Here is a 19431-nt window from a genome sequence, read left to right on the forward strand (position 1 = left end):
TTTTTTACACTTATTAATTTAGATAAAAAAATAATATCTGGTAGAATTATTTTTTCTTTAATTATATTTTAAAATAATTATTTTATGGTTGAAGAATCTTTAATTCTAAAAAAATCAACATCCACAAAACCTCCAATACTTTTCGTTGCGTAATTGAAAATCGCAAATTTGGAACCCATAAAAAATCTTCTGTAATCGAAAATCATTTTGTAGTCTTTTGCCATTTCTGTCCAGTTTTTCTGGTCGGTGCTGTAAGAGAAATCCGCCAAATCTTTTCCAAGGTTAAAGTCAGCTTCAATACGGAGATAAATCTTATCAGATTTAATTTCAACTCGTTTTTTTTCTTCTTTTTTCACTCCGGTAATCGCTTTCGTTTTATTATCTAAACTGACTTGATTCGTTGAAAAAGTGAGAAACTTCTGATTATCTTCTTTTGAAATCGATAAAATCCCTGAATCTCCGTTGAATGAGCTGAATCCCGCAACATCGCCGTCTTTCATCCCTTTCAAATCTAGGGCAACAACAGCACTTGATTTCGGGCCTTCCATTCTTTGCATTAAAGTATTCGGGGCGGCATAAATATTATCTACAATACGACTCGTTTTCAGTCTCATAAAACCTTTTCTTTCGGATAAGGACCAAGCTTTATTCACTGGATTATGATTCCATTGCCATTGGATTTTCAATTTTTCATCTGAAAACTCGTCACTTTCTACAATGTTATTTTTTGGTTTAAATGTAGGAAGCGGAGCTTCGCCAGTTAATGGAACTTTTCCATTATCTCCTAAAACAGGCCAGTCATTTTCCCATTTCACAGGAATCAAAATCGGGACGCGTCCTACTCCATTTCTATCCTGAAAAATCAGTGAATACCAATTGCCGTTTTTATCATCAATTAAAGCACCTTGTCCAGCGTAAGAAAATCCTAAAAAGTTATCTTCCAAAATCACTTTTTTCTCGTAAGGTCCGGTTACTTTATCTGCTTTGTAAACCTCCTGACGGCGTTTTCCTCCTTTTGGCCAGGAAATCATCATCATATAATATTTTCCGTCTTTTTTTATAATTTGATTGCCTTCTAGAAGTCCGGTTTCCGAAGAATCTTTTTCGAAAACCACCGTTCCATCAGGATTTCCGATAACTTCTTTAAAATCTGGACTTAATTCAAAAACTTTGTTGGAAGTGAAAACATAAACCCTGTTGTCATCATCAAATAGCAACGAAGCATCGTGAAAATGTCGGGTTCTGGTAATCAGTTTCCAGTTTCCTTTTTCGGGATTATCCGTTACATAGAAATAGGATTTGAAAGGCTCGTCATTCGGGGAAAATAAAACGTAATATTTCCCTTTGTGATAACGGATTGATGAAGCCCATTGTCCGCGACCATAAACCGTTCCATCAACTAAATCATATTTAGAATTGTCATTCAATGTATTGAAAACATAACTCGACATTTCCCAATTTACCAAATCTTTGGAATGCATTACCGGAGCGCCCGGCATCAAGTGCATAGTGGTACTAATCAGGTAAAAATCATCACCATTTCTGGTAACCGACAAATCCGGAGCATCTGCCCAAATGATAGGATTGGTAAATGCTGTCGTCTGCTGTTTCTGAACCGGATTTACCTGAGCCGAAAGTAGATTCAGCCCGATAAATCCGTATAAAGAAACTATATAAAATGGTTTATTAATTTTCAAAATTTTAATATTTTGATTGGTTGATACTCATCTTTTAAACGCAATAGACGTAAAGATTTTTTAACAATTAACTTTTTTAAGGTTCACAAGGGCGTAAACTCAGCAAAGTCTTGCAATTTTTAAAATTTTCCTCTCGCAGATTTTACGAATTTTGCAGATAATTATCTTAAAAATCAGCTTAATCCGTTTTATCTGCGAGATAATTATTTTTAATATTAGTTCGGCACAATATCATTAGACGACGTGCTGTATAAACCAATCAAACTTCCAGTGAAACCTCCTGCAACATCGGTTGAAAGAATATCTCCGGAAACCGAACCTCCAAGATTTTTGAAGTTTTTACCATCCAAAGAATAATTGAAATTAAGGTCATCTTTTTCACCAACAACCTGCAATTTAATGGTTTTTGATAGTGAAATCTTTTCGCTCGCAATTAGTTTTGATTCTCCTTTTTCTGTTCTTTCTAAAACGATGTAAAAGTCTTTATCCTTTTTCGTAATTCCGAATACGTAATTGAATCTTTCGCTCTGATAACAAGTGATTCCGGCTAATTCTTTTTCAGATTTCGGTTTAAAATCAAGTGTTACGGAAGTTTCAAAATCCTCATGCTGGAGTCTGTGAAATAATGCCGAAACCGGAGCCAACGCTTTGATATTCGTTTCAAAAGGATTTACTTTAACCCCATTTTTAGCCGTTGTAATAAAATTCTCACGTGGTCCACGCATTGCAATCCATCGGTAATCAAGATTTTTATCGGTCAGTTTATCGTTATAAGTAAAGTTTCCGTTCGGGAAAAATCCGTTTTGTCCTGTTTGATTTTTTACGCCTTCCGGCAGTTTTAATTTTGGTTTCATCGGAATTAAACCATTTTCAAAAATAGGATACGTTCCGCTCCAATCAACGGGAAGAATGAAAGTTTCTCTTCCGTGATTTACCCGTCCTTTTTCGTTGGGACGAATGGCCAGAAATACACCATAATATTTTCCATCAGGAGTTTCCACCAAATCTGCGTGACCTGCCCAATCCACTTTATCTTTTCTGTCTTTCGGGAAATAACGCTGTGTTAAAATCGGGTTGTTCTGTGCAGGAACAAACGGACCTTTCGGAGAATCCGACATAAAAATAACTTCGCTGTGGTTACCGCCCGTTCCGCCTTCTGCGCACATCAGAAAATATTTTCCGTTCTTTTTGTAAATATGTGGACCTTCGATCCAAATTGGTTTTTGAGAGAGGTCAACGCCTCCATTCACAATAATTTTATCTGAGCCCGCAACAACTTGGTCTTTTTCCAAATCGTAATCCCACATTTTGATGACACGATGACCGTTGTATTGCTCAGTTCCTTTTGGCGGCGCATCGTTATGTACGATGTATGCTTTACCGTCATCATCAAAGAAAATTGCAGGATCAATTCCGTCGAAATTCAGTTTTTGGACTTCGCTCCAGCCTTTTGCTGGGTCTTTGGTTTTCACGACCATATTTCCTACTCCGCCAGCAATCTGAGTAGTAATCATATAAAAGGTGTCGTTGTTTTTATTATACTTGATATCAGGAGCGTAAATTCCTGCGGAAACGCCTCCTTTTTCCACTTTAAGCTGTGAAGGCCTGTCCAGAACGTGACCCACCTGTTTCCAGTTGACCAAATCTTTAGAAGTAAAAATAGGAACGCCCGGAAACATTGAAAATGAAGAATTGACCAAGTAATAATCGTCTCCTTTTCTGGTAATACTCGGGTCGGGATAACAGCCCTGAAGAATCGGAGAGTAAAACTCGTTTTCTTTTAAAGGATTGTTTGTGTAAATTTTATCATTTCCACGGTAAGAAAAGTCTGAGAAAGTTTGTGCAGAAATGCTGCTCACGGAAAGCAAAGCCGCTGCTGAAAGTATATTGGTTTTATTCCTAAAAAATGCCCAATTCATTATGTTCTGTTCCATATTTTTTCTTTTTATGTGATTGTTATTTTATTATTATTTCAGTTTTTTTCCTATTAATCAGCCAAATAATTCCCCATGCAACAACGTAAGAAACACCGGCAATGAAAAATATGATGTTGTATCCACCGTTTATATTTCCTGATTTCTTGAAAGTATCTAATACGATTCCGATAAACAAAGGAAAAACAATTCCTGCTGCTGAACCCAACATTCCACCAAATCCGATAACCGAACTTACATAGTTATTAGGTAATTTATCTCCAACCGTGGTCATAAGATTAGCTCCCCAACCTTGGTGCGCCGCAGTCGCAAAAGCAATGATAATGGTAATCAGCCACATATTGTCTACATATTTTGAGAACATTACCGGAACGACCATTAAAGCAAACAGCAACATTGTAAAACTTCTCGCTCTTCCGATTGCCCAGCCTTTTTTAATTAAAAATGAGGAAAGATAACCGCCACCGATGCTTCCAATCGTAGTTCCGCTGTAGATGATTATCAACGGAATGGAAGGTTTTGTCATATCCATTTTAAATACGTCCGAAAAATACGCAGGCAGCCAGAACATAAAGAAATACCAAATCGGGTCGGTCAGAATTTTTCCGATGGCAAAAGACCAGGTTACTTTGTATTTTAATATTTCGGACAACGGAACTTTGGACTGTTCCTCAGTTTTTCCGTCCTGGTCACTTTTGATGTATTGTAATTCTTCCTGACTTAATTTTTTAGTCTTTTCCGGAATTGAATAAAATCTCCACCAAAGGACAATCCATAATAAACCGAGCGCCCCAATCCAAACGAAAGTTTCTCTCCAGCCATAATGCGCTAAAATAATCGGAACAAGAAGTGGTGCCAAAATAGCTCCGACTGTGGCTCCAGAATTGAAAATCCCTGTTGCCAAAGCTCTTTCTTTTTTCGGAAACCATTCTGCGACTGATTTTATCGCTGCGGGAAAATTTCCGGCTTCACTGATTCCGAGTGTGCTTCTTGCAATTAAAAACCCAACGGTACTCTTCACAAAACCGTGTCCTATGGAAGCTAAACTCCAGACAATGAGGGAAACGGCATAACCGATTTTGGTTCCTACTCTATCGATAAATCTTCCCATTGCAAGATATCCGATAGCGTAAGTGGTGGTAAATGCCATCACAATATAGCTGTAATCTTTTTCGTCCCAGCTGAACTCTTTTTCAAGAACAGGCTTTAGCAATCCCATTACCTGACGGTCGAGATAATTGATAGTGGTTGCGAGAAAGACCAAAGACAGCATAAACCATCTGATATTGTGATTTTTAGGAGCCTGCATTTAGTTTTGATTAAGTTGTTTTAATAAATTCTGAACTTTCTCAGTCAGTTGTTCTGTCGTAAAATCTGTTCTGATGAGCGAACTTCCCAAACCGACAGCGATTGCGCCACCTTTGAGCCATTCTGTAATGTCTTCAATATCGGCATTGATTCCTCCGGTTGGCATAAAATTCATTCCAGGAAAAACGGGCTGAATGGATTTGATGTAATTTTTGCCCAAAGCATCTGCCGGGAAAATCTTTACTAAGCGAAGTCCGTTTTGGAAGGCTAAATTAACATCAGAAGGCGTGAAACAACCCGGAATTAAAATAATATTTTTTGATACAGAATGTTTTACCAGTTCTTCGCTAATGACAGGTGCAATGATGAAATCAGCTTCTGCATTGGAATAATCATCCATTTCCTTTATATTTTTCACGGTTCCGATTCCTAATAAAAGTTTCGGAAATTCGGTGACTGAGATTTCTTTCAGTTTAGTAAAGTTTTCCAAAGCCTGACTTCCGCGGTTTGTATATTCTATTACACGAATTCCGCCGTCGTATAAAGCTTCTACGGTATTTTTTGAAACCTCAAATGATTCGTTGTAAAACAACGGAACGATTTTCTGGTCTTTTATTTTTTGCAATATTAAACTCATATTTTTTCAATATTAATGCTGTCATTAATCGTATCGCCTTTTACAAAAAGCTTTTTAAAAGCGACTTTCGTAGCATCTTCTAAAATCTGTTGTGAGGAATTTCCTTTTAAAGTTCCGTAAATTAAGGCCGCCATAAAAGAATCGCCACTTCCTACTCTTTCCTCAATTTTGTCTGAATGATAATGTTCAGAAACTAAAAGCTTTTCATCAGCAAATAAAGTCGCAAAATAATTGACTTCTGAGCAGCTAGTAAACCGGAATGTATTGGCAACCAATTCTATATTAGGAAATTGCTTCTGAATTTCCAAAGCTGATTTTTCGGTCTGTTTTAAAAGATTTTTATCATCAAAATTTCCATTTAATTCATATTCTACCGGAATGTCCAAAAATTGTTGAATCGACCAGATATTTCCCATCAGAACATTCACAAAAGGCATCAGATTTTTTATTTTTTCTGAAGGATTCCTGCCTTTCCAAAGTGCAGAACGGTAATTCAAATCGAGGGAAACCGTGATGTTTCTTGATCTCGCTTCGTTCATTAAATCCAAACATTTTTGATACGCATTTTCACTCAAAGCCGGCGTAATAGTGCTTATATGAAGCCATTTTACTTCTGAAAAGATTTCATCAAAACTAAATGCTTCAAAATCCGATTCGGTGAAAACCGACGGAAAACGGTCGTAAACAACAGATGCGTTCTGCATATCTCCGTCCGAAGAAAGATAAAATGTTCCGATTCTGCCGTTGTTTTTCTCTGCAAGAATTTCGATTCCTTTATTTTTGAGTTGAGATTCTAATTGACTTCCTACAAAATTTTCAGGCAAAGCTGAAAGGAGTTTTACCGGATTTTTCCATTGTGCAAGCGCAGAAGCTACATTGTATTCTGCACCGCCCACAAAAATTTTCAGAGACTGGTCATTGAGCCAGTTTCCTTCGGAATCGGGAGCAAAATGCAAAAGCAATTCCCCGAAACATAGTATTTTATTGGAAGATGAATCTTGCATTGTATTAAATTTCAAAATAATTTTTCGTGTTGTGATAACAGATATCCTGAATGATTTTCCCAACCCATTCTTCATCATTGGGAAGCAGCCCTCTTTCCATCTCGCTGCCGAACATATTGCATAAAAGTCTTCTGAAATAATCGTGTCTTGAGAATGACAGCAGACTTCGGGAATCAGTAAGCATTCCGACAAAAGTGCTGATGAGACCAATGTTGGAAAGTGTGTTCATCTGTTTTTTCATTCCATCTAATTGGTCGAGAAACCACCAGGCTGCACCAAATTGTACTTTGGACTTAATTCCGCCTTCATTGAAATTCCCGGTGAGTGTTGCTAAAACCTCATTGAAAGTGGGATTAAGGTTATAAATAATGGTTTTGGTGAGTTGTCCGGCAGAATTTAGTTCGTTCAGCAAAACACTCAATCTTTGTGCAAAATATTGTTCGCTGATAGCATCGTAACCTGCATTAATTCCGATTTTACTAAGCATTTCAGAATTATTATTTCGGGTGGCACCGACGTGAAACTGCTGAACCCAGCCTTTTCCAGCGTACATTTTGCAAAGTTCTTTCAGCAGATAACCGCACAACGCTTCCGGATTTGAGAATGTTGGATTATTTCCTTTTAAAAATTCAGAAAATTCGGTTTCTAATTTAAGATTCCATTTTGTGGTATCAGGAAAATATTCAAAACCGTGGTCGGCAACTTTGGCGCCTACTTCTGCAAAATAATTGATTCTGGATTGAAGCGCATTTAATAAATCGGAAACTGATTCGATTGAAATCCCACAAACATTTTCAAGTTTTTTAATTCCTGAAAGATAGTGTTCCGGATTGATGATATTGATGTAAGAATCGGGACGGAAAGCCGGTAAAACCTGAGTTTTGAAACCACTGTTTTTTAATACTTTATGATAATACAAATCATCAGCAGGATCATCAGTTGTGCAAAGTGCTTCTACTTTGAAATTCTGTATAATTGATTGAGGTAAAAAATCTGAAGTCTGCAAACATTCATTCATTTGATGATAAACAGAATCTGCATTTTTCGGGAAAAGATATTCTTTGATTCCGAAAGGATTTTTGAGTTCCAAATGACTCCAGTGAAATAAAGGATTTCGAAGCGTAAAAGGAACTACTTCTGACCATTTTTTGAATTTTTCAAGGTCTGAAGCATTGCCTGAAATGAATTGCTCATCAATCCCAAAATTCCGCATTGCCCGCCATTTGTAATGATCACCATCCAGCCAAATTGCTGTCGGTGAACGGAAATTCTGATTATTTGAAATCACATCCGGCTCGAGATGATTATGGTAATCAATAATCGGCATTTCTGTCGCATAACCGAAATATAGATTTTCTGCCTTTGCCGATTCCAGCAAAAACGATTCTCCGAAAACTTCTTTATTGCTGATGGAGTGATTCATTTTTAAATTTAAAATTGATTTTGATTTTTGTGAAAATCTTTAAAAACAAGACCTTAACCGAGTGAGAAAATCATTAAGGCCTTGCTTACTATAAGAAGAAAATAATACTAATTTCTAAACACCACTGAATGCACTGAAACCACCATCAATAGGAAGTAAAGCACCTGTGATAAAACTGGCTGCATCCGAACAAAGGAACTGTACCGCTCCATTCAGTTCGTCTGCATTTCCGAAACGTCCCATTGGGGTTTTGGCGATGACTTTTTTACTTCGGTCGGTTAAAGAGCCGTCTGGATTTAATAAAATTGCCCGGTTCTGATCTCCTATAAAAAATCCCGGAGCAATGGCATTTACACGGATTTTGTCGCCAAATTTTAAAGCTACATCAGAAGCGAGCCACTGTGTAAAATTGGTAATTGCGGATTTGGCTGCAGAATATCCTGCGACTCTTGTGATTGCAGAATATGCTGCCATTGAGGAAATATTCACGATACTTCCGCTGCCTTGATCTGCCATTACTTTTCCGAAAACATAGCTTGGGTAAACAGTTCCGTTGATATTGAGATTCGTTACCTCATCCCATCCGTTCATATTCATATCGAAAAAAGATTGGTCGGGAGATAGTGTTGCAGAAGGAATATTTCCACCTGCAATGTTGAGCAGAATATCGATTTTACCGTATTTTTCTAGGACTTTTTTTGAAGCAGCTTCAAGACTTTCGATATTCATTACATTGGCTTCTACCGCAAATGCATCGCCACCTAAATCTGCCAGTTCTTTTACACGAGAATCCAGAGTCTCCTGATTTCTGCCAAGAGCAACAACTTTGGCTCCGGCCTCAATGAAACTTTTAGCCAGACTTCCGCCTAAAACGCCGGAAGCACCTGTGATTACAGCTACTTTATCTTTTATGCTGAATATTTCGTTCATTTTTTATTTTTTATAATTATTGCAAATTTTAGATTTAATTTTTTTGCAATTCTGATTGTACTGCTGCCATCACGCCTTCAATTTGTCCTAAAGCAAGCATTCTTCCTAGAAATGAATATCCGGGATTGTAGCCTTTATCAATATCATCTGTCAACAGTCTTCCGTGGTCTACACGCATTGGTAAATCCGGGTTTACTTTTTCAAAGATTTTGATTACTTCGATTAATTTTCCTCTTCCACCTAAATGATGAGCTTCGATAAAGTCGCCGTTGTCAAAGACATTGGTGCTTCTTAAATGAACAAATTTTGTACGGTGAGCATATTTTTGGGCAAGCTTCGGCACATCATTCTGAAGACCCGCACTTAAAGAACCTGTACAAAATGTGAGTCCATTGTGTGGATTATCGACAGCGTTTAAAAACCAATCGATATCTTCTTCATTGGTCACGATTCTTGGTAAACCTAATAATGAAAAAGGCGGATCGTCGGGATGTACGCACATCTGGATATTCCATTTTTCGCAGACAGGCATTATTTTTTCCAGGAAATATTTCATATTCTGACGGAGCTGATCTTTATCAATCCCATCATACAATGCCAATAGATTTTTGAATAATTGAACAGGATTTTTGTCGCCTTCTTTGATATTTCCATTCACAAAACCTTGCGTTTTCACAATGATAGAATCAATCAGATCTTTATTATCTTCATCAGTTAAGGTATTTTTTAATTGTTCTACTTTTTGAAGAATATCTGAATTATAATCGTTTTCTGCACCTTTTCTTTGCAGAATATGAATTTCAAAATAAGCAAATTTGGCTTTATCGAAATATAGTGACGACGAACCGTCTTCCCACTGATGAAACAAATCTGTACGAGCCCAATCCAGAACCGGCATAAAATTGTAACAAACCGTTGTTACGCCAGCTTTCCCCAGATTTTCAAGACTCAGGATGTAATTTTCTATTAATTGATCTCTGTTTTCCCCTCCATATTTTATGGCTTCACTTACTGCCAGACTTTCTACGACAGACCAGCGAAGTCCAAAATTTTCTATATAGTTTTTATAATCATTAATAGCTTCCAACGACCAAACTTCTCCATTTGGAATATCGTGAAGCGCCGAAACAATACCTTCCACTCCAATTTGGCGGAGCATATCTAATTTGATTTTATCCTTCTTCCCGAACCAACGCCATGTTTTTTCCATAAATTTCATTTTTTATTAAAACAAAGCAGGTGCTATGTAACACCTACTTTGCTGCTGTTAATAAGAATGTGTCTAAATTTTAATTATAACCAGGATTCTGGTATTTTGCTTTAATGTCGGCCGAAACCTGCATTGCGTCCAACTGCCCCTGAGGGATTGGTCTCAGATAATGAAATGGCTGAATAGTTCTTGTAACGGTTTGTGGATTATGATCTCCATATGAAGAACCACCAATTTGATAGGTTTTTGAATAATCTATCCATTTTTGTGTACGTACAAGATCATACCATCTATAGAACTCACCATAATATTCACGGGATCTTTCAGCAAGAATATAATCGATAGTGATTGTCGCCGGAGTTGCAGCAGTCATTTGTGCACTGTTATCTGCTACATAAGGTACATTTCCATTATTGTTAAATCTCCATTTTCCTGCTCTGGCTCTGATTACATTGATCAAATCTCTCGGAGACATTGCACCCGATGCACCTTTTACGGCAGCTTCTGCAGCAATAAAGTAGAATTCTGAGAATTTAGCAACATTAAATGGTCTTGTAAGACCTGCATTCGGGTAACCAAGGCCGTTTGGATCGTCTGTACGGTATGTACCAATTTTCCATAAACCAGGATATACGATACGGCTGATTCCGTTTGGTGCAACTACCCAGTCTGCTCTTCCCGGCAAAGTTCCTGCTCCAACACCGTTTTGTCCTGCTCCTGAAGGATAATTAGGCATTTGTGAATCGTCATTAAGAAAGCTAAGAATAGCCCCTCCTGGCTGTACCGGTAGATTATTGGCATTGTATAGAACCGGGACAGATGTCAATCCTGTTCCATTTTTCTGCCAATTGCCCCTGTAGGTAGTTACGAAAGTCCCATCATAGCGGGAATCATTGGTTTTATCTGCAAAAGTATTTTTTATTACTCCAATGGTAGGTGCCATACGTACCCAAGGTCTTCCCAAAGGTTGAGATGCCTCTCTCTGCACTGCGCTTGCAATGTCTGAAGCTGCCCACGCAGTAGTTTTACTACTTTTTATCGCAGTATAATTCCATGTTTGCATCCATGCAGCAAAATTATCCGGTGCCCATCCTGATCCGAAACCTGTAGGATCTCCTTCGTTGTAGAAGGTACTTGACTGTGTGTGATCTGCATAAAGCATACACTCTTTGTTACGATCCTTTGATCCCTCATTCACATCATAAAATGTTGCTTCTAAACCATAGGGTCCAGGACTGGTAATTCCGGCCATTGCAATATCATATGCCTGCTGAAAATAGTACTGAGCACTACGACCGTCCGGATCTGTACGTGGAGTCTCCGGATATGTAGGAATACTGTTCGGGTTCTGTAGCCACCACCCGTAGGTAAGATATGCCTTCGCTAAAAACAACCGTGCTACATTTTTCGTCACACCACCGGTTACCCTAGGATTAACAGGCAGATTATCAATAGCCTTCTTCAAATCAGGAAAAACGGCTCTTGTATATACTTCAGGAACTGTATTTCTTACAGAAGTTGTGGTAGGATTGATGTTAAAAGCTAATTCACCAGAACCTAAATCTAACGGAACACCGCCATAGGTCTGTACAAGCATAAAATAATCATATGCTCTGAAAAAACGTGCTTCCGAGATTAAAGCCTCAGCTACTCCGAAACCGGGGCCTCTTTCTATAATTCCGTTAGCTGTATTTATATTAGGAAATGTTGCACCCCATACCATGCTTGTAGGGAAGGTAGCGGCATTGATGTTACCGTTTCCAGACATATCAAGTTCTCTGAAGTTGCCATCTGCACTTTGGGCAAATGTAGATTCATCAGTCCCGTTTTGGCAATTACTCATAAAATATCCGTTACCGTACAGCAATCTCATATGTCTGTACAAGGACGGGATACTTTGATTGATACCATCTGCAGTATTGAAATAGTCTACAGTATAGATAGATCTTGGCTCTTCATCCAAAATCTCATTACACCCTGTGAAGGTAAGAGAAAGAAAAACAGCTCCCACAATCAGTTTTTTATTAAGTTTTATCATGATTCTGTATTTTAAAAAGTTAAGTTTACACCTATTAAATAATTTCTAGTAGAAGGATTGTTGGTACCAATGACTAATTGACGTTGTTGATATCCGTTTACAGCCTGGTTCTGATTCCCCACAGAGTTTGGCTCAGGATCCATACCTGAAAACTTGTGATAAGAAGAAAATAAGACCACAGGATTTGTAACCGTACAGTAAAGTCTTAAAGAAGTTATACTTAAACTTTCCATTAAATCTTTATCAAAATTATATCCCAGAGTAATTGTACGAAGCTTTAGATAAGATGCATCAAACATTGCCAAAGTAGAAGAGTATTTAGGGTTGTCACCACTTAGATGTCTTCCAGGACGGGGAAAATAGGCACTCGTATTATCTTCTGTCCAGTAATCTACATCTACGTTGTTTCCTCTACCGGTCAATCTGTTCAGATAACTTGCAGATCCGTACAGCGTACTGATTAAGATTCCGCCTTTCTGAAATGCTCCTACTGTGCTCAAATCAAAATTTTTGTAAGCAAATCTCATATTAAATCCACCCTGAAAATCAGGTGCTGTATCAAAGATCTGCCTGTCCGCAGCACCAATTGCTCTTGTCGGGGTACCATCAGCATTGTACCCCCCTGTATACAGAACTTTAATAGATCCTATTACATCCGCTGGAGTTCCTGGCTCAAGAATATTCTGGTAAGGATCACCTGCTTGCCAAAGACCTACGTACTGATAATCATAAATAGCATTGATGTTGTGCCCTACAAACCAAAGATTTCCCTCGTCTTTTTGGGTTCCTGATGCCAACGCCAAAATTTTATTTCTGTTTGTATAAAAATTCACACCCACATCCCATGAAAATCCTTCAGGATTACTGAATACAGAACCATTAAGCGCTACTTCAAAACCTTTATTTTCCGTTTCGGCTACATTTTCTAAAACTCTCTGCAGACCAGAAGTTGTTGGCAAAACTTTTGAAGTAAGGAGGTCATAAGTATGCGTTTTGTAGTATTCAACACTACCAGTAATTCTGTTATTGAATAATCCGAAATCCAAACCGTAATTTTGTGTTTTAGAATATTCCCATCCTAAATTTGGATTTGGGGCTTCTGTTACATATACACCTGTAGTGTTTGAATTTCCAAAATTATAAGGAGTAACTGCCATTCTTCCTAATGTTGAATATTCAGGTACTGCCTGATTCGATGTTTGTCCCCAACCTGCTCTTAATTTCAGAAGGTTAATGGCTTTCACATTTTCCATGAATGACTCATTAGAGATCGTCCACCCTGCTGATATCGCCGGGTATGTATGCCACTTATTGCCTTGTGCAAGTCTCGACGATCCATCTGCACGCAATGTTGCAGTCAACATATATTTGTTGTCATAAGTATACATTGCTCTTCCCATGGCTGATATAAGACCATTTTGGTAGTAAGTCTGATCCTCTGGCCTTACCTGAATGTCTGCCTGTGGAGACTGACCTAGATTATAATACTGAAAGAAATCTGCAGGAACGTTTCTGGCACTTAAGTAAGTGCTTACATATCTATTGCCTTCAGCAGAATATAATGCCACTGCATTGACTTTATGTTTACCAAATGTGCGGTCATACGTCAATAGGTTTTCTAAAACCCAGTGATAGGTTTGATTATTTCCTCTGCCTGCACTTGATGGAGCTGTTGCATTTGTGTTGAAAACTCCTACGCCTGTATAATTGCCACTATTGGATGTGCGATAGTCTAAACCTACATTTAATCTGTATTTTAAACCATTAAGCGGTAAGCTTATTTCACCATACATATTGTTGTAAGATGAAAAAGCTTTCGTTTCATCTACATATTTTTCTCCTAAACTCTCTAATCTTTGACGTGTGTAGATCCACGTTTGATCAATATTTCCGGCAGTACTCATTACAGTTTTCAAACTACCATCTGCATTGTAAGGGCTTGCCAACGGAGAATATCCTAATATAGCACCAGGATTAATTCCGTTCGCTTCAGATTCTACATAATTTGAATTAGACGTAAATCCTACACGGAATCTTTTACCCAACTGCTGATCTACTGCCATTCTTAAAGCAAATCTCTCGTAATTCTGAAGCGGAACCAGAGCGTCCTGCTTAAAATATGATAAGCCAACATTAAAGTTTCCTCCTTCAGTTCCACCAGATACTCCTATATCATGGCTGGTAATCATCGCAGGTTTGTAATATAAACTTTGCCAATCTGTATTTGTATTTAGATTTTCATCACCGCTTGTACTGTATAAAGGTGAGGTAGACGTTTGTGTTCCTGTAGGTGCAGGTGTCGCATAATTACGAAGTTTTGCAAATGCAGGACCATCCATCATGGGATATTTAGAAAAAAGTGTCTGAACACCATTGAATGAATTATATGTAAACCTAGCCTTTTGGCCTTTGCTTCCACGATTAGTAGTTACTAATATAACACCATTAGCACCTCTTGACCCATATATTGCTGTTGCAGATGCATCTTTGAGGATATCTAAACTTTTAATATCACTTGAACTGATATCGCCTAAAGAACCGGCAAAAGGAATTCCGTCTAACACGATTAAAGGATCATTATTCCCTGTCAATGAACGCGTTCCTCTGATTCGTATCTGCATCGCTGCTCCTGGTTTTGTAGATGATTGTAAAATCTCTACACCCGCAGCTCTACCTTGCAATGCTTGGGTAATATTCGCAGAAGGTACTTCACGGAGCGCATCACCTTTCACCTGAACTACCGATCCCGTCACCGCTTCTTTTCTCTGAGTTCCGTATCCAATTACAACCACCTCTTCAATCTTCTTTTCAGTAGGAACGGTATCTTTTACAGTCTGAGAATAAACCAAGCTTGAAGGTAATAAGGTCATGGCAAAGAATAGTGCCGCCTTATTGCTTTTACTTAAATAAAATAGGTTCATAATTATTATATTGTTTTTAACATTAGGGTAACAAAAAATTAAATAATCAATTAAACTTTTTGCTTTTAGATATACATATTTACCAAAGCTTCAAACAACTCCTGTTTACCGCTTTTTGGCTGAGGTTCGCCACTCTCATGTGCGATTTTTCTTAAATCTTCTAAAGTTAGATCTCCGTTTTCAAATGCTTTACCATTGCCATTATCAAAAGAAGAATATCTTTCAGTCCTTAATTTTTTGTAATCTGAATTTTCAAGTATATCCGCAGCTACAGATAATCCTTTTGCAAAAGCATCCATTCCTGAAACATGTGCAATAAACAAATCATCTGCATCTATTGAATTACGACGTATTTTCGCATCAAAATTCACCCCTCCAGATCCTAAACCTCCTCCTTCTAAAATCACTAACCACGCTTGTGCAAGATCAAAATAATCAACCGGGAACTGATCAGTATCCCAACCATTTTGGTTATCGCCTCTGTTTGCATCGATGCTTCCAAGCATTCCTGCATCAACCGCTACCTGTAATTCGTGTTCAAAAGTATGACCTGCAAGTGTAGCATGATTTACTTCAAGATTTAGTTTAAAATCTTTTTCTAATCCGTAGTTCTTAAGGAAACCTATTACAGTTTCAGCATCATAATCATATTGATGCTTTGTTGGCTCCATCGGTTTTGGTTCAATTAAGAAAGTACCATTGAAACCTTGTTGTCTTGCATAATCACGAGACATCGTCAGGAAACGGGCAAGATGCTCCTTCTCACGCTTCATATCCGTATTCAGCAAGCTCATGTATCCTTCTCTTCCTCCCCAAAACACATAATTTTCTCCTCCTAAGGCGATAGTAGCATCAATTGAATTCTTCACCTGAATACCTGCACATGCAACTACATCAAAATTAGGATTGGTAGACGCTCCGTTCATATATCGCTCGTGGGTAAATACATTGGCAGTTCCCCACAAAAGCTTAATACCGGTCTCATTCTGCTTTTCTTTAGCATAATCTACCACGGCCTGTAAATTCTTTTCGTAATCTCTCCAATTATCTGCAGGATCTACCAAGTCTATATCATGAAAACAATAGTAACCAAAGCCCATTTTGTTCATAAATTCGAATCCTGCATCCATTTTATATTTTGCTCTAGAAATAGCATCTGTACCTGTTGACCATGGATGATGGATGGTAGGACCTCCAAATGGATCGCTGCCGTCTGCGCATAGAGTATGCCACCATGCCATTGCAAATCTCATCCATTCCTTCATCGGCTTACCCATAATCATCTTCTCAGCATCATAGTGACGAAACGCCATAGGATTCCTACTTTCCCTCCCTTCAAATTTGATTTGATCTATTCCTGAAAAAAATTCTTTTGTTGACTTTAAAACGTTCATATATGTTTGATTTTATTAATTGAAAATTTCGTTTAAGATGTGGGAATTCCCTGCTCACTGATAATTTCTATGCAGCAAGTATGTGTATTTTTATATATTTTTTTTGATTAGATAATCGCCTGAAGATGGTCTTGCCATCCGGAGTAAGCCTCTAAATACTGATCTCTTTTCTCATGTTCAGGTTCTATGATTGCTATTTTTTCAAGGGATGCAAACGCTTCTGACGAATCTGCATAAAAACCTATTCCCATACCGGCAGCTCTGGCAGCACCAACAGCGCCATCGGTATCATAAAGCTCGATTACAGCATTACTCACACTGGCAAGAGACTGCCTGAAAATTGAGCTTAAAAACATATTGGCGTTACCTGCTCGAATTACGTTGATGTTCATACCAATCCCTCTCATAATATTCATCCCATATTCATAAGAAAAAACAATAGCTTCCTGTGCTGCTCTCAGAACGTCTCCTTTAGAATGTATATTGAAATTAATACCATGAATTGAACATCTTGTATCTTTATTTTCCAAGACTCTTTCTGCACCGTTTCCGAACGGGATAATACTTAAACCTTTTGATCCTATTGGTGAAAGCGATGCTAATTCATTCATGTCTCCATAAGATGAAAGTGAAGTGGCAAAATTATGTTTCAGCCAGGAGTTTAAAATTCCTGTTCCATTAATACATAGCAAAACACCTAATCTCATTTGCTCCTCGGAATGATTTACATGTGCAAATGTATTTACTCTTGAAAGCTTATCATAGTCTAAGTGATCCAATACTCCATAGACCACACCCGAAGTTCCCGCTGTAGAAGCAATTTCGCCTGGGTTAAAAACATTTAAAGACAATGCATTATTGGGTTGATCGCCTGCTCTGTAAGATATTGGTGTGCCTTCTTTTAAACCCAACTCATTTGCAGCGGCAGCTGAGACGGTTGACTGAATACCGAAAGTAGGGACAATTTCAGGGAAAAAACTTTCAGGAATACCAAAATGCTCAATAACATCCTTAGAAATGCAGTTATTTTTAAAATCCCAAAATATACCTTCAGAAAGCCCTTCGATTGTTATCCCGATCTCACCCGACAGTTTCATCGCAATGTAGTCTCCCGGCAGCATTATTTTATCGATTTTATCAAATATCTCAGGTTCGTTTTCCTTCACCCACGCAAGCTTAGATGCAGTAAAATTCCCCGGGGAGTTTAGCAGATGTGACAAGCATTTTTCAGCTCCAATTTGTATAAATGCTTTTTCACCATACTCAACTGCACGACTATCACACCAGATAATTGATGGTCTTAAAAGATTTTGATCTTTGTCTACCAATATCAAACCGTGCATTTGCCATGTAATCCCAATACCTTTGATATCTTCAGCATTTATTCCTGCCTGATGCATAACAGACTCATGCGCAAGCTTCAAATTGATCCACCAATCAGCAGGGTTTTGTTCAGCCCATCCGGGTTGCATAGCGATGATCTTCATTTCTTTTTTTGGTGAAAAGTCAGAAGCTACTACTTTACCACTGGATGCCTCTACAAGACAAACTTTCACAGAAGAACTACCTATATCGTATCCTAATAAATACATCGTATTGAAATTGATTTATTTAATTAATTTTGAATTATTTTTTTTGTAAGCCTTCCCATCAAACTTGTAAAATCTCGCTGCACGGTGCGAAACATTCTCTTCAATTTCATCTAATGGTATAATAAACCTGAAAGAAGAAACTTTTTTGTGAAAATTTTTGATATCAATTTTCTTTTCGCTTAATGCGCAGTAGAGCTGATATAACTGCCTGATGGTAAATTTTTTTGGCAGAAGCTCGAAAATAATTGTAAAATCAATATCGATCCATCTTCTGATCTCTCCAAGAGACTCCTGTATAATAACATTATGATCAAATGGTAAAGCCGGTATTTTATCAATAGGATGCCAATCAACATTGCTGTACTTTGAACTGTTTATTTTATGATCGATCTTGCAAAGAGACAGATAGGCAACAGTAATAATTCTGTCAATATTATGCTGGTACTCTTTATCCATCCATTTTATATCATTCTGACTGCTCGCACGCATAGGGTCTGCATAACATTTAAATTGTTTCAGAATCATTTTTTTGATACCAGTCAGCTCATGAAGTACCCGGCTGGCCGCATCATCAACATCCTCATTACTGAATATCAAACTACCTGGTAGTTTTTTGTGCATTTCGGCAGGTGAGTCATCAGATCGACGCTGAACCAATAATATATTCAATTTATTATCGGAGTCAAACCCGAAAACAACACAGTCAACTGAAACATATGTATGTATAAATTCTGGAGCCATAGCTAATGTTAACATTTACGTAACATGACAAATATAAAAATTCAATCGATAAAAAAAAATAAAATTGCATTATATATTAAATATCAAACGGTTACATAGCTACTTTTGATGATAAGAATTGTATTCATTTGATGATAAGCTTATCATTATTTATATGATAACAAATACTCAATTATCTAATATCAAAGGTATTAAATGTTTATTACACACTTATTAAGTTAATTTTCGTTAATTTTAGGAATATGATAACATTAGCAATAAAACTAAGTAACATTTATTGTCAAAAAGTTAATAAATTGAAAATTTTCGTGGATAAAATCTAAAATACAGCGGTAAAATTTAACCAAAACATGTCATTAATCATGAAATTTTGACTCATTTTACAATTTTTGACTAGATCACGGAGCAAATATAATAGTGTTTAATATGTTCTTAATTCATTGTAAAATCACTTATAAATCATGTAATATGAAAGGAAAGCTCTTCCCTCTATTCTCACGAAATGACTGGATACTGAACCCAGCTAAATGAAAAATAAAGATTGTAATCTCTATTGAATTTTGGAAGTTTTTTGAGATCAATTTTAAATTGCCCCTAAAAAA

Annotated in this window: 13 protein-coding genes; all 13 read right to left on the reverse strand. The window is 37.4% G+C overall.

Annotation, left to right across the window (positions count from 1 at the left end; all coding sequences use genetic code 11):
• Positions 1-77 precede the first annotated feature (77 nt).
• The 13 genes from MQX03_RS04565 to MQX03_RS04625 all read right to left on the reverse strand — a co-directional run bounded on the left by MQX03_RS04565 (position 78) and on the right by MQX03_RS04625 (position 18829).
• Complete coding sequence (locus MQX03_RS04565) at positions 78-1697, reverse strand: glycoside hydrolase family 43 protein (RefSeq protein WP_242801826.1); 1620 nt, start codon at positions 1695-1697, stop codon at positions 78-80.
• A gap of 215 nt (positions 1698-1912) precedes the next feature.
• Positions 1913-3631, reverse strand: a complete 1719-nt coding sequence (locus MQX03_RS04570; RefSeq protein ID WP_242801827.1) for a glycoside hydrolase family 43 protein — start codon at positions 3629-3631, stop codon at positions 1913-1915.
• Positions 3632-3653: 22 nt separating this feature from the next.
• Positions 3654-4940, reverse strand: coding sequence for an MFS transporter (locus tag MQX03_RS04575; protein WP_242801828.1), 1287 nt, complete (start codon positions 4938-4940; stop codon positions 3654-3656).
• Entirely contained in the window at positions 4941-5576 is a 636-nt protein-coding gene (locus tag MQX03_RS04580) for a bifunctional 4-hydroxy-2-oxoglutarate aldolase/2-dehydro-3-deoxy-phosphogluconate aldolase (RefSeq protein WP_242801829.1), read from the reverse strand. It abuts the gene before it with no gap.
• Positions 5573-6580 (reverse strand): sugar kinase, encoded by a 1008-nt coding sequence (locus MQX03_RS04585; protein WP_242801830.1) that lies wholly within the window; start codon positions 6578-6580, stop codon positions 5573-5575. The genes MQX03_RS04580 and MQX03_RS04585 overlap by 4 nt, the downstream gene beginning before the upstream one ends.
• 4 nt (positions 6581-6584) lie before the next feature.
• A complete protein-coding gene (gene uxaC / locus MQX03_RS04590) occupies positions 6585-8003 on the reverse strand; it encodes a glucuronate isomerase (protein WP_242801831.1) in 1419 nt (472 codons plus the stop codon).
• 114 nt (positions 8004-8117) lie between these two features.
• Positions 8118-8933 (reverse strand): SDR family oxidoreductase, encoded by an 816-nt coding sequence (locus tag MQX03_RS04595; RefSeq protein ID WP_242801832.1) that lies wholly within the window; start codon positions 8931-8933, stop codon positions 8118-8120.
• Between the two features lie 34 nt (positions 8934-8967).
• Positions 8968-10143: a mannonate dehydratase gene (gene uxuA / locus MQX03_RS04600; protein WP_242801833.1), complete on the reverse strand. Its 1176-nt coding sequence runs from the start codon at positions 10141-10143 to the stop codon at positions 8968-8970.
• A gap of 79 nt (positions 10144-10222) precedes the next feature.
• Positions 10223-12181, reverse strand: coding sequence for a RagB/SusD family nutrient uptake outer membrane protein (locus tag MQX03_RS04605; RefSeq protein ID WP_242801834.1), 1959 nt, complete (start codon positions 12179-12181; stop codon positions 10223-10225).
• Positions 12182-12192: 11 nt separating this feature from the next.
• On the reverse strand, positions 12193-15102 hold the full coding sequence (locus MQX03_RS04610) for a SusC/RagA family TonB-linked outer membrane protein (protein ID WP_242801835.1): 2910 nt from the start codon (positions 15100-15102) through the stop codon (positions 12193-12195).
• 65 nt (positions 15103-15167) lie between these two features.
• A complete protein-coding gene (gene xylA, locus MQX03_RS04615; RefSeq protein ID WP_242801836.1) occupies positions 15168-16496 on the reverse strand; it encodes a xylose isomerase in 1329 nt (442 codons plus the stop codon).
• A gap of 107 nt (positions 16497-16603) precedes the next feature.
• A complete protein-coding gene (locus MQX03_RS04620) occupies positions 16604-18088 on the reverse strand; it encodes a xylulokinase (protein WP_242801837.1) in 1485 nt (494 codons plus the stop codon).
• Positions 18089-18103: 15 nt separating this feature from the next.
• Entirely contained in the window at positions 18104-18829 is a 726-nt protein-coding gene (locus MQX03_RS04625) for an NUDIX hydrolase (protein WP_242801838.1), read from the reverse strand.
• Positions 18830-19431: the final 602 nt, after the last annotated feature.

The sequence above is a fragment of the Chryseobacterium aahli genome (genome assembly GCF_022699665.1).
GTDB classification, from domain to species: Bacteria; Bacteroidota; Bacteroidia; order Flavobacteriales; family Weeksellaceae; genus Chryseobacterium; species Chryseobacterium aahli.